12 protein-coding genes are annotated in these 15,371 nt (G+C 57.3%); 4 read left to right on the forward strand and 8 right to left on the reverse strand.

What is annotated here, in order from left to right:
- Window positions 1-189: 189 nt before the first annotated feature.
- The 8 genes from QPM17_RS15225 to QPM17_RS15260 all read right to left on the reverse strand — a co-directional run bounded on the left by QPM17_RS15225 (window position 190) and on the right by QPM17_RS15260 (window position 11,609).
- Window positions 190-906, reverse strand: a complete 717-nt coding sequence (locus QPM17_RS15225; RefSeq protein WP_285391697.1) for a sensor histidine kinase — start codon at window positions 904-906, stop codon at window positions 190-192.
- The gene (locus QPM17_RS15230) at window positions 903-2,546 is read right to left on the reverse strand and encodes a tetratricopeptide repeat protein (RefSeq protein ID WP_285391698.1); all 1,644 of its coding nucleotides are present in this window, start codon (window positions 2,544-2,546) and stop codon (window positions 903-905) included. The genes QPM17_RS15225 and QPM17_RS15230 overlap by 4 nt, the downstream gene beginning before the upstream one ends.
- The gene (locus QPM17_RS15235; protein WP_285391699.1) at window positions 2,543-6,061 is read right to left on the reverse strand and encodes a hybrid sensor histidine kinase/response regulator; all 3,519 of its coding nucleotides are present in this window, start codon (window positions 6,059-6,061) and stop codon (window positions 2,543-2,545) included. The genes QPM17_RS15230 and QPM17_RS15235 overlap by 4 nt, the downstream gene beginning before the upstream one ends.
- Before the next feature lie 52 nt (window positions 6,062-6,113).
- Window positions 6,114-6,620 (reverse strand): hypothetical protein, encoded by a 507-nt coding sequence (locus QPM17_RS15240; protein ID WP_285391700.1) that lies wholly within the window; start codon window positions 6,618-6,620, stop codon window positions 6,114-6,116.
- Window positions 6,621-6,717: 97 nt separating this feature from the next.
- On the reverse strand, window positions 6,718-8,487 hold the full coding sequence (locus QPM17_RS15245) for a sodium:solute symporter family protein (protein ID WP_285391701.1): 1,770 nt from the start codon (window positions 8,485-8,487) through the stop codon (window positions 6,718-6,720).
- Between the two features lie 6 nt (window positions 8,488-8,493).
- On the reverse strand, window positions 8,494-8,757 hold the full coding sequence (locus QPM17_RS15250; RefSeq protein ID WP_250092768.1) for a DUF4212 domain-containing protein: 264 nt from the start codon (window positions 8,755-8,757) through the stop codon (window positions 8,494-8,496).
- A 207-nt stretch (window positions 8,758-8,964) separates the two neighbouring features.
- A complete protein-coding gene (locus tag QPM17_RS15255; protein WP_285391702.1) occupies window positions 8,965-9,675 on the reverse strand; it encodes a 3'-5' exonuclease in 711 nt (236 codons plus the stop codon).
- A 17-nt stretch (window positions 9,676-9,692) separates the two neighbouring features.
- Entirely contained in the window at window positions 9,693-11,609 is a 1,917-nt protein-coding gene (locus tag QPM17_RS15260; protein WP_285391703.1) for a putative nucleotidyltransferase substrate binding domain-containing protein, read from the reverse strand.
- Window positions 11,610-11,792: 183 nt separating this feature from the next.
- Here QPM17_RS15260 and smrA point away from each other — a divergent pair, with 183 nt between their 5' ends.
- From smrA to QPM17_RS15280, 4 genes are all read left to right on the forward strand, one after another.
- Window positions 11,793-12,371: a DNA endonuclease SmrA gene (smrA, locus tag QPM17_RS15265; RefSeq protein ID WP_285391704.1), complete on the forward strand. Its 579-nt coding sequence runs from the start codon at window positions 11,793-11,795 to the stop codon at window positions 12,369-12,371.
- Window positions 12,372-12,413: 42 nt separating this feature from the next.
- Window positions 12,414-12,605: a hypothetical protein gene (locus QPM17_RS15270; RefSeq protein WP_285391705.1), complete on the forward strand. Its 192-nt coding sequence runs from the start codon at window positions 12,414-12,416 to the stop codon at window positions 12,603-12,605.
- Window positions 12,606-12,675: 70 nt separating this feature from the next.
- Complete coding sequence (locus tag QPM17_RS15275) at window positions 12,676-13,161, forward strand: (2Fe-2S)-binding protein (RefSeq protein ID WP_285391706.1); 486 nt, start codon at window positions 12,676-12,678, stop codon at window positions 13,159-13,161.
- A gap of 1 nt (window position 13,162) precedes the next feature.
- On the forward strand, window positions 13,163-15,367 hold the full coding sequence (locus QPM17_RS15280; RefSeq protein ID WP_285391707.1) for a xanthine dehydrogenase family protein molybdopterin-binding subunit: 2,205 nt from the start codon (window positions 13,163-13,165) through the stop codon (window positions 15,365-15,367).
- Window positions 15,368-15,371: the final 4 nt, after the last annotated feature.

Genomic DNA, 15,371 nt, shown 5'->3' on the forward strand with positions numbered 1-15,371 from the left:
GAACTCAGCAGTGAAACAGACCAGCGCCGATGGTAGTGTGGCTTCTGCCCATGTGAGAGTAGGTCATCGTCAGGCTCCTAAATAACAAACCCCCAGCGGCTACGCCGTTGGGGGTTTTTTATTTGGGATACGATTATCTTCTGTTCACTACAACGGCCCCATGTGACAAGGCATGCAACGCACGCTGTTTCAAGGCAACCAGATCTCAAACACCCCACCCCCCAGACTGCCACCGTTATGAAGCCGAATAGATCCGGTCCGGTCTCCTTCACTGTGCAATTGGGCCACAGACGAGGCAAAGAATAACCCCAGACTGGTACTGCCGCTGTTGAAATCAAGGGATTTGAAACCCGGTGTGCCACTGTGCTGCATACTCTCAGGATAGCCATCACCATCATCCTCGACACCAATAACCAGGAACCCCTGCTGCTCTGACGCAGTGAGTTTGATCCGGCTCTTGGTGTATCGTATTGCGTTATTGATGGTGTTGTTCAGCACGCCTGTCAGCAGGTCTTCATCAAAAAAACCGTTAATCTCATCGGCCTCGATATCCAGCTCGATTCCCAGTCCGTCGAGAAGTGGCGTGTGCCGGGCCATATGCTCGGACAGAAAGTCTGGCACAAAGTGTTCTTCAATGTGCGCCGACAGGTTGTTCTCGCCCAGGCGGTAAATGCCCAGAAGCTGCACCAGGTCATTGTGCATACGCTCGGCTTCGTACTGAAGGGTGTTGAAGCGTGAGGACTCGCCAATGGAGCCGGCCTGTTCCTGGCGTAGCTCATCAAGAGAGTTCAGCAGCATTCCCAGGGAGTTCTTCATGTCATGAACGGCCGATGCCAGAACCATCGAGAAGTCGATACTCTGTGACTCTCGTATTTCGGTAGCGGTGTCGTGGTTCTTGGTGGTCATGACATCATTCCTTCCAGTTTTTTACGCAGGGAAACCAGGCGACGATACTGTCTGTGTTGTTCCGGCAATCCCGAGAGTTTGGCGAGGTACTTTTCACAGCGCGTCAGCAGTTCCCGATCATCCGGTGCCTCCTGGTATTTCTTCATCAATACCTGCACCAGGTTGAGATTGAGTGCTGCGTGGGAGGGGACTATCTCAAGAGCCTGGCTAAACGTGGAAACGGCCTCATCAAGTTGCCCCGCCTCAAACGCCTTGATCCCGTCCCTGTTCAGGGACCGGGCCTGAAGCTTCTGCCGGAAACCTACCGGTTCATCCAGCAGGTTCTCGATCCTCTGCAGTAACGTGGGATCATCATGGTAGCGACTGGCGAGAGCTGTCAGAAGGCTTTTCGCGTCATCATCCTGACCCAGCCTGAACAGTGTCTTGGCATAATCGAGGCCGACCTCGGGGTCCATAAGGTCGGAATCGCCCAGTGCGTCGGCGACGCTCTCGATGGCCTTATGAGCTTCCTTCAATTTGCCCTGACCGGCATGCACGCGAGCCTGAACAATGCGACTCCTGACCTTGATATCTTCCTGGTCAGCGAAGCGCTTTTCCATGCGTCGCAGGATGGTGAGAGCTTCGTCGGCGTGGCTTGAGCCCTCGTCTGAGGTATCACCTTCACTGAGATCCGACAGCGACTGCGCCAATGCCAGGTAGTGCTCCGAGCTGTCGTGAATCGAGTGAGTCCCCAGCGAGACGGTTTGGCGCCAGGCATCGGAAGCCGTTGACATGTCCTGGTTGGAAGCAGCCAGCGCTGCAAGGTGCTTTTGTCTTAATAGCGCATTGGGAGAATGCTCGGCGGCTTTCTCAAGAATCTGCTGGGCCTGGGTAGGCCGCCCCAGCTTTTCCAGCGCTTCGGCCAGAAGATCATAGGCTTCCATGTAGTCAGGATGTTTGGTCACCAGTTCCTTGAGGGTAACAATGGCGTCGTCATAATTCTGGGTGGCGACCAATATTTTGCCGCGTCCCAGCCTTGCCCATGAGAGGTCCCTTTGCGCCAACACGTCGTCATAGATTTTCAGGGCATGGCTGAAATCGCCGAGCTGGTAATAGAGGTCTGCAAGGGTTTTCATCAGCCACGTCTTGTAGCGTGGCTTTGTGGGAAGCGCCTGCAGACACAGCGATATGGCTTCAGGATAGTTTTCCCGGTCGATTTCCCGGTTGATGGGAAGCAGGGCGTTCCTTTGCGCGATAAGGCCGCTGAGCCGTTTTTCCAGCATGGCGCGGTTAATGGGTTTGGTCAGATAGGCATCCGGCTGGTATTCCCTGGCGCCCATCACCATTTCCTTGGACGTTTCGGCGGTGACCATCAGGAACAGGGATGAACGCTTCAGGAGTTTCTTGTGCCGCAGCTCTTCAAGGATGTGCTGGCCGTTTTTTCCCTCTCCCAGATTGTAGTCGCAGAGCACAACATCAACATGGTTGTAGGCGCAGTACTGAACGGCCGTTGAGGCATTGGGGACAAGCTCGATCTTGTCGGCGCCACAGCTGCGCAGCATCTGCCTCATGGACAGGCGGAAATTCTCGAAATCATCGACAATCAAATAACTGAGTTTGGCGAAGGTGCTGCCAACAGCATTGTTTTTGGAATCTGTCATGGACGCTTCTGCTTGAGTAACTTGTTAACCACAGCTCTGAGGGCCGCTGGCTTCACAGGTTTATAGAGAATCTGGTAGCCCCTTCTGATGGCATCCTCCCTGACCTCCGGAGCCATGTAGCCGGTAATAAGTATGCCAGGTATATCATTGGTTGCCTCTGCTCTCAATGAGTCCATTGCATCCAGACCGTTGCGGTTATCATCAAGCTGATAATCCGCCAGTATGATATCGGGTTCAGTACCGTTCAGTTTGTAGCGGGCATCTTCCAGGCTTTCGGCAGTGGTGACATCACACTGCCAGTTGTCCAGCAGCGCGCTCATGCCATGGAGTATGGCCGGATCGTTGTCAATACACAGCACATGCAGTCCACCCAGGCTGGAGACGCGCCGTGATGTTGCCGCGGGTCTGGAGGTACTCTGCTCACTGTGCCCGGCAGGGGCGATCGGTACGGTGATGCTGAACACGCTGCCCAGCCCCTGAACCGACTGGACGTTTACCGGGTGATTGAGCATGCCGCAGATACGATCGACAATGGCCAGGCCCAGCCCCAGTCCCTTCTTGTCGCGGCCCTGCTGAAAGCGGCGGAACTCCTCAAAGATATGGGCCAGCTGGTCATCGGGGATGCCGGGGCCGGTATCCCAGACTTCAATGCGGATATAGCCCTTCAGCCGCCGACATCCCAGCAGGATTTTTCCGCTGGGCGTGTAACGGATGGCATTTGACAGGAAATTCTGGATCACCCGTCTGAGCAGTTTGGAATCGGACCTTACCCATGCACTGCTGGGTACCACGTGCAGATCGAGGCCCTGATCCTTGGCAATGGCAGAGAAATCCGTTGCCAGATGTCGCATGATTTCATTGACCGGGAATACGCCAATATCCGGCTCCAGCGCACCTGCATCCAGTTTCGAGATGTCCAGCAGGGTGCTGATGATTTCTTCGGCTGCCCCCAGCGAGCTGTCGATGTGCTCCACCAGCTCGGTCATTTCCGGATCACGGGCCTTGCCGGCGAGGGCCGACGTGAACAGGCGCGCGGCATTCAGGGGTTGCAGCAGATCATGGCTGGCCGAGGCGAGGAAGCGGGTCTTGCTCTGGTTGGCCTGCTCGGCAACGGACTTGGCCTTGAGCATCTGCTCGTTGATGACCTGCAGCTCCTGAGTACGTTCCTTCACCCTCTGTTCCAGGTAGATGTTGGTTTCCTTCAGCGCCTGTTCGGTGCGGCGCATGGCGGTGATGTCCTGGAACGTGGTGACATAGCCACCGCCGGGAATCGGGCTGCCATCAATCCGCAGTACGGTTCCATCCGGACGCTGCCGCTCATAGGACATGGGCAGGCCTTCCCTCATTCGGTTGCAGCGGTCCGTAATAATCTCGTCAATGCGTCTTGCCGGCAGATTGGCATTGGTCAGGTTGTAGCGCATCAGATCTTCCACCGGCCGGCCAACACGAACAAAACCGGCAGGGTAGTTGAACTGCTCCAGGTAGCGTTGATTCCATACCACCAGCTGTTGTTGATGATTTACCACCGAAACGCCCAGGCTGATGTTCTCGATGGCGGACTGCAGGAGCTCCCGGCTGAATGTCATGGCCTGGGAGGCCTCGTCGACGATACTGACAACGTCCTCAATCTGCATGTCCCGGCCGGTCAGCGTCGACTCAAGTACGACTCTGGCCGTTGATGCGCCTATGACCGAGGCCAGCTGGCGCTCAATGAACTTCATCAGGTGTGATGATGCAGGGCGATGGAGGTGCAGGCGGATGGCGTTGCGCCGTTCGTAATTGCGGAAAATGGCTTCCGCCCGTTCTTCTCCCATGAAACGGTCGGCTATGGCCTGAAGGTCAGAGGTCAGAATCTCACCCTGCCAGCTCTGCTGCTGGGGCGTTTCGGCCCTTGGCTGGGGGTCATGGAAAAACGAGGCGATCTGGATTTTTTCCCGTACCCGCTGGCGAGTGAGCATGGAAAGCACAATGTAGGTGACCGTGTTAATGCCCAGGCTCCAGATGATGCCGTGGCTGATCTGGTCCAGTTCAGAGCCAAACAGGGCGGTAGGTCTGGTCCAGTTGATTCCCCAGATGCCCTGTTCGATGAGCGTATCCGTGAGCCAGCCAGTTGAGGCCAGCGCCGGTAGCAGCAGTGTGTAGCACCACATGAGGAAGCCCAGCCCCAGCCCCCACACCGCACCCGTATGGTTGCCTCGGCGCCAGAGTATGCCTCCCACGAGGGCTGGGCCAAACTGAGCTGCTGCTGCGAACGACAGGAGCCCGAAAGCGGTAAGGCTGTAGTCCTCGCCGGCCATCCGGTAGAAGCCATAGGCGGTGAGCATCACCACGAAGATGGCAACCCGTCGGATGCTCAGCAACAGGTAGCTGAGATCCGAACGCTTGTTCATGCCCGGCCGGAAGAATTTCAGCAGTGCCGGCATGATGATCTCATTGCTGACCATGGTGGCAATAGCTACGGAACAGACAATGACCATCGCTGCGGCCGCCGAGCCGCCCCCCAGGAAGGCGAGGATGGCGAGCCATTGTTCACCTGCCAGGATGGGCAGGTTGAGGATCAGGACGTCCGGGTCTGATGAGCCGGCTTCCGGCGACAGAAGCCCGGCCGCTGCAATAGGCAGTACAAAGGCACTGGCGATGATCAGGTAGATGGGCATGGCCCATCGGGCAGTCTCGAAATCCCGGTGGTCCGTGTTCTCCACCACCATGACGTGAAATTGCCTCGGCAGGCAGATGATGGCAAGCATCGCTACCAGAGTCTGGGTAATAAAGGCGGGCGCCTCGATACCATCGGTAGTGAGTGTACCTACCAGTCCGGCGTCGCGGACATTGGCCCAGAGATCGCCGAAACCACCATAGAGGCCGTAGCTGACAAACAGGCCGACGGCGACGAAGGCAACGATCTTGATCACTGACTCGAAGGCAACGGCCTGAATCATGCCCCTGTGGTGTTCCGTGGACTCGAGGTGACGGGTACCGAAGAGGACAGTAAACACGGCCAACACCAGAGTTATATACCAGGCTGAGTCGGTCCAGGCGGCTGTGCTCAGCTCGGTATGGGTGTTTCCGGCGTCGGAAAGCACGTTGAAGCCCATGGAGATGGCTTTCAGCTGGAGCGCGATATAGGGGACGCTGCCAATGAGGGCGAAGACGGCGACCATCGCCGCCAGGGATTGCGATTTGCCATAGCGCGAGGCAATGAAGTCTGCAATGGAGGTAGTGTTGTTGCGTTTGCTGATAAAGATTATGCGGCGCAGCAGTGGAGCGCCGAAAACAAACACCAGCAGTGGACCCAGATAGATGGGCAGGAAGCCCAGTCCTTCCTGCGTGGCCCGTCCTACAGCGCCATAGAAGGTCCAGGATGTGAAATAGACGGCTAGGGACAGGGCATAGATGTGGGTTCTCGCCCAGCGCCGGCGGTACAGCCCGGGATGGCGGTCACCAGCCCAGGCAATGGCAAACAGCAGCGAGATGTAAGTGATCGAAATGAGGACTAACAGCCAGCCACTGAGCATAAACAGGCTTTCCCAAAATACGATGAACGGACGTCAGGCCTGGAAAACGGATCTACTGGTTGCAGGCAAGCTCCAGTAACTGGTCGTCTTCGGGCAGTGTTCGGAGTGCGCTGGTATCCAGACTCTTTTCGCCCTTGAGGGGGACCAGCTCCCGGGTGTCACAGTTTAGCAGATACATTTTCTGGGATACCGCATCTGTATAGGACTGTTCGAAGCGATAAAGGCTGAAGCGGACGATGTTCTGGTCAGGGTCATCCCTGGTGATACTGTTGGTATCCAGAACGGTGAAGGCGGCGATCTGGGGTACAACGTAGGCCCACGGCCGCCAGGGGGCGCCATATTCCTCGGTACTGACAACAACAGCTTCTTCTGGAAGCTGGGCCTGCTTGAGATCAAACCAGGTGTACTCCATGTAAATCAGGTAACCCAGCATACCGGCTCCGGCGAATGCGGGAATAATCCACTTGGGCGCTTTCTTGCGGGTGATGGCACGTATACTGAGGGCGATGCCTGCAGCGCCGAGACCACAGAATACTGTCGCCACAAAAGTCCAGAACATAAGATTGTTTCCTTGAAAAAAAACGGGCTTCCCCAAGGAGGAAGCCCGTTCAGGTTCAGCCTGTCAGATTCTCATCTGTCTTTGGCTGACGTGTTGCTTAGTGGTCAGTAGCGGTGCCGGAACCACGTGGGTAACGAACGCTTTCGACCAGTTCCTGAATCTCAACGGGCGGCTCTTCGGTCGCATGAGAGACCGCAAAGGCTACCGCAAAGTTGATGATTGCACCAACCGCACCGAACGACAGCGGGGAAATACCCAGCAGCCAGTTATCCGGAGTGTTGGCCAGGTTGTTGGTTCCAGGAATGAAGAACCAGCCCAGGAAGATGAAGATGTAGACCAGGGTTGCACCCAGGCCAGCCAACATGCCCGAGATGGCGCCAACGTTGTTGATGCGCTTGAAGAAGATACCCATCATCAGCGCAGGGAACAGCGAGGCTGCCGCGATACCGAAGGCCAGAGCTACCACCTGTGCCGCGAACCCTGGAGGGTTGGCCCCCAGATAGGTGGCCAGCACAATGGCAACGGCCATTGAGATACGCGCTGCCAGTAGCTCCCCTTTCTCCGAGATGTTCGGATTGAAGCCACCCTTGATCAGATCGTGACTCACCGCGGACGATATCGCCAGCAACAGACCAGCCGCTGTCGACAGTGCCGCAGCAAGACCGCCGGCTGCAATCAGGCCGATGACCCAGCCTGGCAGGTTTGCAATCTCGGGGTTGGCCAGTACCAGGATGTCGTTGTTGTAGGTGAACTCGTTGCCTTCCCAGCCACGGGCTTCGGCTTCTTCAGCAAACTCTGGATTGCCTTCGTTGTAGAACTGGATGCGACCGTCGTTGTTCTTGTCTTCGAACTGGATCAGGCCGGTAACCTCCCATTCACGAACCCACTGTGGCCGTTCATCATACTCAATCGGCTGACTGTCGACACCCTCTGGGTAGATGGTGGTCATCAGGTTCAGTCGGGCCATGGAAGCAACGGCAGGCGCTGTCAGGTACAGCAGGGCGATGAAGACCAGCGCCCAGCCAGCGGACCAGCGTGCGTCTGCAACCTTGGGTACGGTGAAGAAGCGGATGATAACGTGCGGGAGGCCAGCAGTACCGATCATCAGTGACAGGGTGAACAGAACCATGTTCAGTTTGTTGTCCACATCAGCCGTGTAATCCCGGAAACCCAGTTCGGTAATGATCTGGTCGAGCTTCTCCAGCAGCGGTACGCCAGACTCTACGTGGGTAGAGAACAGGCCGAGCGGAGGTAGCGGGTTGCCAGTCAGTTGCAGTGAGATGAACACCGCAGGAATGGTGTAGGCAATGATCAGAACGCAGTACTGGGCCACCTGGGTATAGGTGATGCCTTTCATGCCACCGAGTACGGCGTAGATGAAGATCACGACCGCAGCGATAATCAGACCCATGGTGGCATCTACTTCCAGGAAGCGTGAGAAGGCCACACCGGCACCGGCCATCTGGCCGATAACGTAGGTAACCGACGCCACAATCAGGCAGGCCACTGCCACGAACCGCGCATTTCTGCTGTAGAAACGATCACCGATGAACTCGGGAACCGTGAACTTGCCGAATTTACGCAGGTAAGGGGCAAGCAGCATCGCCAGCAGCACGTAACCACCGGTCCAGCCCATCAGGAAGGTAGAGTTGGCGTAACCGCCGGCGGCAATCAGGCCCGCCATGGAGATAAAGGATGCCGCAGACATCCAGTCAGCGCCGATAGCTGCACCGTTGGTGATCGGGTGAACGCCGCCACCCGCGACGTAGAAATCACTTGTGCTACCGGCCTTCGCCCAGATGGCGATACCGATATAGAGGGCGAATGAACCGCCAACGAACAACAGGTTGATTATAAACTGGTCCATTCGAACTTACTCCTCATGCACGTCGAATTTTTCATCGAGCCTGTTCATACGCCATGCGTAATGAAAGATCAGCGCGATGAAGGTAAGAATCGAACCCTGTTGGGCGAACCAGAACCCGAGGTCGGTTCCGCCAATAGGAATTCCGGCGAGCATGGGGCGAAGCAATATCGCAAACCCGTAAGATACCAGGGCCCAGACGATCAGGCTCCCGAATATCAGGCGGAGGTTCGCCTTCCAGTAATTCACAGCATCGTAGTCATGACCTGACATAGGATCACTCCTGTCTTTTTGTTGTGGAGGTTGGGTGGGTTTTCTGTGAAGTGTTGGTTGTAGAGAAATTATTATTCATATAGTTCTTCTCCGACTTGTTGTCCTCTCCGACTTTACCCGTCAAGCGATATATAGATATTGGCAAAAGGTCTAATTCTCAGTTATTTGCCTCACAAAACGTCCGCAAACGCGACACAGTTCAGGTTGTCAGCCATGCCGATGCATGTTTTTCAATTGCCGGTAGTACTTCAGTTTTCCATTGAGGTCTTTGAGTGTCGTGACGTCGTTTTTCCGTGCCTTGTTTATGACCGCCAGAGTGAGTTCTGCGGTGGCCATGGCATCGGCTGCCGCATGGTGACGGGCACTGACTTCCAGGCCGAAAAAGTCTGCCCAGTTGTCTAGCCCGCGTCCGCCGGTTTTTGCATCCGGGAAGAAAGCCGGGAGCATCTCTGCCACGTCTATCCAGGTATGGGGCTGTGTGTAACCCAGGGTCTGTCGCAGGGCTTTTTCAAGGAATTTCTGGTCGAACACGGAGTGGTAGGCAAGGATGGGGTCACCGTTCATCCACTCGAGCAGATGCAGCAGGGCGTCTTCGGTCTCGTGGCCCCGGGTCAGAGCCTCCGGGCCGATGCCGTGAATCAGGACGGTTTCGCTGATGTCCAGTTCAGGGCGTCTGAGAATCAGGTCGAACTGATCGTCCATGGCGATGGCATTGTTGTTGATGGCCACAGCGCCGATGGCAATCACTTCGTCTTTGGAGGCGTTGAGGCCGGTGGTTTCAAGGTCGAGTACGATCAGCCTGCAATCGGACAGGCGCTGGTCCCCGGCGGTTTTCGGAGTTGGCAGGTGTTCGCGATCGGGTCCGCCCGTACTTCCGGCCCTGAGCCTTTCAATCCAGTCTTTGATCTGCTCCAGCATAACAGTCGGCCCGGTGGTCAGAGTTGATAAGTCACTTCCAGTTTCTGCTGGAGGCGCTGGGCCTGGCGGAAGGATTCGCGAAGAATCCGCCGGTCCAGAGGGTTCAGGTCGTCCGGATCGATGTAGTTGGACAAGGGCTCTTCCCGTTCCAGCATTTCCTGGTGAGCTCTCATGCGGATGGCCTGAATCAGGCTGTAGGCCTCCTGCCAGGCGTTGGCATCCTTGGGGTCGAAGATGCCTTTCTCTGCAAGCCTGTTCATGCGCTCCAGCGTATTGGCTTCGCCAACGCCATTGGCCAGGGCAAATACCCGGACGGCCTCCACGAAGGGGGCTAACCCCTGACGCTTCAGGTCCAGTTTTTTCTTCTTGCCCTCCTGGACGTAGCGGAAGTTGCGGAACATGGTCAGCGGGGGTTTGCGGGTGATGGCGTTGCCCGCAAGCATTTTCTGGAACAGGTCGTTCTTGCGAATGCGAGTGAGGACCTTATCCAGCAGGGCATCCAGTGGCTCCGTGGGGCCGAATACGGCCCTCATGTCGAGGAATATGGACGAGTACACCAGGTTCTGGGGTGTTGATGCATCAATGAAGCGGATAAACCAGTCATCCCATTCCCTGCCGCTGAGGCAGAGCTTGGGGTTGCTGGCCATGATATTACCTTTGCACAGGGTAAAGCCGCATTCTGCCAGCTCGTTGTTGACGGTTTCGGCGAAGGGCAGCAGTTTCTCCCGCACCTGATCCTCGGTCATCCCGTCGGGTGTCTGGAAAAGAATGCCATTGTCCTGGTCCGTCAGCAGGGTCTGTTCCTGTCGACCTTCACTGCCGAATGTCAGCCAGGTAAAAGGTATGCCCGGGTCATTCTTCTTGATGTTGAGTTCCAGTACCCGGCGCACGGTGACATCGTTCAGGGTAGTAATGATCTTTACCACCTGGCCGGAATCCGCTCCGTGGGCAAGCATGGCGTCCACCAGCCTGGAGACATCCGTTCTCAGGCTGACCAGGGTCCGGAGATGACTGGCTGTGCCGATCGTGCGCGCAAGATTCACCAGATCCACCCGTTGCAGGGAGAACAGATCTCTTTCCGAAACCATGCCGATCAGATGGTTTTCGTCGTCAACCACGCAGATGTGCGCAAAATGGTGTTCCGCCATGAGCATTGCAGCCTCGAACGCATCGGCCTGGGCCGTCAGGCAGCAGGGTTCTTTGGTCATGACCTGCCCGATTGGCGTATCCAGAGGGCCTTTTTCTTCCGCCACCATGGTGCGCAGGTCCCTGAGGGTAAAGATGCCCGTCGGACGCCGCTCGTCATCCGTTATCACGATGCTGCCGACATTGTTTTCGTGCATACGTGCGACGGCCTTGCGCACTGGCAGGTCTGGAGAGCAGACAATGGGATTGCGAATGGCGTATCGCTCCAGCGGGGTGTCCAGGGAATTGCTGGAGCCAATGGAGGCCATGGCGCTTGTCTGGATTCGCTGGTTTACCTGATCGAGCAGGCTGCTGACACCGCGCAGGCAGAAATCGCGGAAAGGGTCGCTCTGGGAAAACAGCATCACAAACGTATCGTGTTCGATACTGAGGCAGAAGGTATCCCCGGAGGCGCGGTGAAGGGTGCGGGTAGGGCGCTCCCCGATCAGGGCGGCCAGCGGGAAGCACTCCCCCTGACTGATTTCGAAAGTGGTTTCCGTCTCCCCATCCTTGTCACGGGCCCTTTCGCCGCGAATACGGCCCTGTTTGACAATATAGAAGCGCTTTACCGGGCCATCCTCCGGGGAAAGCACAACATCGCCGTCCCCATAGAATCGCAGGGAGGCGTGTTCAGCAAAATGGGCCAGATGCGCGTCGTCCATGTTTGAAAATGGCGAGTGCTCCCGCAGAAAGGTCATAATGGCTCGGGTATTCTGGGGGCGTTCGCTGTCCTGGGGTGCTGCGGTCATAAACGCTGTCCGTTGTCGTTTTTATGTGCCTGAAGTGTAGACCAACTATGGCTCTGGGGGCGCTAAGATTTTTGTCTGATAGGCATTTACTCCTGCTACTGCAGGTCGGGTTGTATGGGCCCGCTTTATGATGGGGGAGGCCGGTGGTAAAGTCCCATCAATCCGACTGCAAATGATACTGACATGACGACCAAAGATGAGCGCCTTAGCTTTCTGGAGGAGATGAAGGACGTCCGTCGCATCCGGAAGCCCAACAAGGCCGATGTAAAGACCCCCAAGGAGCTCACGCCCGGCCATCTCGAGCGGCAACGGTCAGCCATGGACCAGCCGCTGAAGGACCGCAATCCACTGACTGCAGACATGGTGGAGCCCCTGACCGCCCACGATGTCCTGTGCTGGCAGCGCCCGGGGGTCCAGCACGGGGTATTTCGCAAGCTCCGTCTGGGGCAGTACCCCATTGAAGCGCGCCTGGACCTGCATCGAATGACCGTAGAAGAAGCGCGCAGGGAAGTGTTTGGCTTTGTCACGGACTGTGTTCATTACGGGTTGCGATCCGTCATGATTCTGCATGGCAAGGGTGAGCGTAACCCGGATGGCATTGCCCAGCTCAAGAGCTATATCGCCAAATGGCTGCCGGAACTGGACGATGTGCTGGCATTTCATTCGGCACAGAAACGTCACGGCGGCACTGGTGCCGTCTACGTCATGGTCCGCAAAGGCGATCGTGACAAGCAACGTAACCGTGAAATCCACGGTTCCTGAGAATCATCCGTCACAACCGATCGAATCGGTCCGGAGGTAAGAGTGAAACAGCTGATGTTGGTACTTTTCGTGGTAGCGGCCCTGGCAGGGTGCAAGGACCGTGTTATCTGGGACGACAAAGGCAAAGTGGACGAGGCAACCCAGGACCGCGAGGTCTGGGATTCCAAGGGAAAGATGGAAACAGGTGAAAGAAAGATCTGGACCGACAAGGACGGTGAAGACGTCATTAAATAAGGCCGTTCCGGCTCAAACAGAATAATAAATCAGCCGGGGGCCAGGCCCCGGCGAACACGGGAGAGTATTCATGGCCGTGCGCCTGACTGTGAATGGTATAAAGCACACCGTTGAGGTGGAAAGCGATACCCCGCTGCTGTGGGTAATTCGCGACGAACTCGGGCTCAAGGGAAGCAAATTCGGCTGTGGCAAGGGGCTGTGCGGTGCCTGCACCATACATTTGAACGGGCAGCCGGTGCGTTCCTGTTCTACGCCGGTGGAAATGGCTGATGGTGGGGATGTGACCACCATAGAAGGCCTGTCATCGGATGGTGACCTGCATCCCCTGCAAAAGGCGTGGGTGGAGCATGGTGTGCCCCAGTGTGGATACTGCCAGTCGGGCCAGATCATGAGTGCTGCCCATCTCCTGCAACACAACCCGTCGCCATCAAGGGAAGACATCGTCGCTGCGGTGAGCGGTAATCTGTGCCGTTGCGGCACCTACTCCCGGATAGTTGCCGCCGTTGAGTCCGTGGTTGAAAACCAGGCTGATCATTCCAGCCGTGAGGAGGCGTGATATGTCCATGAACCGACGCGACTTCCTCAAGGTCACTGCAGGTACCTCTGGCGGACTGGTGCTGTCCCTGTCGCTGCCGGGTTGTGCCGGAATACAGACCGGGTACGACGAGAAAAGAGGAGAGTGGAAGCCCGATGCCTGGCTTGAGCTAACAGCCGACGACCGGGTTTATTTCACGCTGGCCCGGGTAGAAATGGGGCAGGGCACCTACACCGGCCTGACCACCCTGATTGCTGAAGAACTGGAGGTGGAGCCCGCTTCCATACAGCCGAGGTTTGCACCGGTGGCTCCTGAGTACCGCAATCCTCTCTATAAGCTGCAACTGACCGGCGGCAGCACCAGCGTGGCGACAAGCTGGCAGCCACTGCGGATAGCCGGGGCCTCGGCCCGGATCATGCTGGTAAATGCTGCAGCGAGTGTCTGGTCTGTCAGCCCCGGGGATTGCCGGGCGGCTGAAGGCAGGGTGGTGCATCCGAACGGAACCGATACCCTGTCCTATGGCCGGCTGGTCGAGCTGGCGGCAAAGCAGTCAGTGCCTGATGATCCTGGGCTCAAACCCCGGAAAGAATGGAAGTATATCGGCAAGAGCCGTGGGCGCCTGGATGCCGAAGCCAAGTCCACCGGCTCTCCGATCTATGGTATTGATGTCGATCTGGAAGGCATGGTTTATGCCGTGGTCACACGCCCGCCGCGCTATGGCGCCCGAGTCCGGTCCTTCGATGATACCGACGTTCGCAAGATGGCCGGCGTGCTGGATGTTTTCGAAATTGAGCGCGGCATTGCGGTGGTCGCCGACAAATACTGGCGGGCCCGTAAGGCACAGGACAGACTGACTGTTGAATGGGATAACAGTGAGGCTCTGGATGTGTCCTCCGATCAGGTATTTTCCTCATATCACAAGGCAGCCGATGAAGACCCGGGCGAGAGTGAGCGCAGCGAAGGCGACTTTGATAATGCGGCCGAAAATGCCGAACGGCTGGTTGAAGCCGCCTACGAGCAGCCTTACCTGGCCCACGCCACACTTGAACCGATGAACGCCACGGCCTGGTACCGGAACAACCGAATCGAAGTCTGGGCGCCGACCCAGGCGCCGGACCTTGGCCGTATTGCCGCAGCCAGGGTAACCGACCTTTCGCCGGACGAGGTGACCATCCATACCACCTTTCTGGGTGGCGGGTTCGGGCGTCGTTTGACCAACGACTATATCGAGGAAGCCGCGGCGGTCGCATTCAGGGTCGGCAAGCCGGTCAAGCTGATCTGGTCGCGGGAGGAAGACACCCGCCACGACTTCTATCGTCCGGCCATGCTGCATCGTATGCAGGCCAGTGTCAGCGACGGCCAGTTGACTGGCTGGCACCACCAGATCGTTGGCCCCCAGATACTGGACTGGTACGTACGCAATGCGGCACCTGCGCAGTATCCCTGGGCGCCGAAATTTCTTTACGACACCCTGGGACGGGTGGGGTTGATGGCTGAGGGCATTGCGACGCCAAAGGACCATTCCGCTATAGAGGGCGCCATCGAGTATCCGTACCGGGTGCCTAATCTGGATATTCGCCACACTCACACCGACCCCGGTGTCCCGGTGTCCTGGTGGCGGTCGGTTGGCTTCTCCCATAACGGTTTCGCGGTTGAAACCTTCATGGATGAGCTGGCCCATGAGCTTGGACAGGACCCATACCAGTTCCGGCGATCGCTGATTGACCATGAGCCCCGGCACCTGGAGGTGCTGGAACGCGCCGTCAGGCTTGCCCGGTGGGAGGAGCCTGCAGCACAAGGCCGGGCTCGTGGCCTGGCCCTGTTCCGCAGTTTTGGCACCTACGTGGCCCAGGTAGTGGAGGCCAGTGTTGATAGCGGAGAGATCCGGGTACACAGGGTGGTCTGTGCCGTTGACTGTGGTCAGGTAGTCAATCCGGACATTGTGCGCGACCAGATTGAGGGCGGTGTGATCTTCGGTCTCACAGCGGCGCTTTATGGCGACATCACGTTCAAAGACGGGCAGGTCCAGCAGAGCAACTTCCATGATTACCCGCTGATGCGGCACGACCAGCGGCCGGAAGTGGTGGTCGACATCGTGGACAGCAACGAAGAGCCAACCGGTGTCGGCGAGCCAGGTGTTCCACCGGTGATCCCGGCGTTGGGTAACGCACTGTTTGCCCTTACCGGCAAGCGCCAGCGCCGTCTTCCACTGAAAGCGCAGGTGTAAACGA

The organism is Marinobacter azerbaijanicus (assembly GCF_030250645.1).
In the GTDB taxonomy this organism is placed as follows: domain Bacteria; phylum Pseudomonadota; class Gammaproteobacteria; order Pseudomonadales; family Oleiphilaceae; genus Marinobacter; species Marinobacter azerbaijanicus.

Excerpts from the sequence above, each read along its gene's own strand:
- QPM17_RS15250 (WP_250092768.1), bottom strand. The coding sequence starts at position 8,757 with ATGTCAGGTCATGACTACGATGCTGTGAATTACTGGAAGGCGAACCTC.
- QPM17_RS15240 (WP_285391700.1), bottom strand. The coding sequence starts at position 6,620 with ATGTTCTGGACTTTTGTGGCGACAGTATTCTGTGGTCTCGGCGCTGCA.
- QPM17_RS15275 (WP_285391706.1), top strand. The coding sequence starts at position 12,676 with ATGGCCGTGCGCCTGACTGTGAATGGTATAAAGCACACCGTTGAGGTG.
- QPM17_RS15280 (WP_285391707.1), top strand. The coding sequence starts at position 13,163 with ATGTCCATGAACCGACGCGACTTCCTCAAGGTCACTGCAGGTACCTCT.
- QPM17_RS15235 (WP_285391699.1), bottom strand. The coding sequence starts at position 6,061 with ATGCTCAGTGGCTGGCTGTTAGTCCTCATTTCGATCACTTACATCTCG.
- QPM17_RS15230 (WP_285391698.1), bottom strand. The coding sequence starts at position 2,546 with ATGACAGATTCCAAAAACAATGCTGTTGGCAGCACCTTCGCCAAACTC.
- QPM17_RS15260 (WP_285391703.1), bottom strand. The coding sequence starts at position 11,609 with ATGACCGCAGCACCCCAGGACAGCGAACGCCCCCAGAATACCCGAGCC.
- QPM17_RS15225 (WP_285391697.1), bottom strand. The coding sequence starts at position 906 with ATGACCACCAAGAACCACGACACCGCTACCGAAATACGAGAGTCACAG.
- QPM17_RS15245 (WP_285391701.1), bottom strand. The coding sequence starts at position 8,487 with ATGGACCAGTTTATAATCAACCTGTTGTTCGTTGGCGGTTCATTCGCC.
- QPM17_RS15255 (WP_285391702.1), bottom strand. The coding sequence starts at position 9,675 with ATGCTGGAGCAGATCAAAGACTGGATTGAAAGGCTCAGGGCCGGAAGT.
- smrA (WP_285391704.1), top strand. The coding sequence starts at position 11,793 with ATGACGACCAAAGATGAGCGCCTTAGCTTTCTGGAGGAGATGAAGGAC.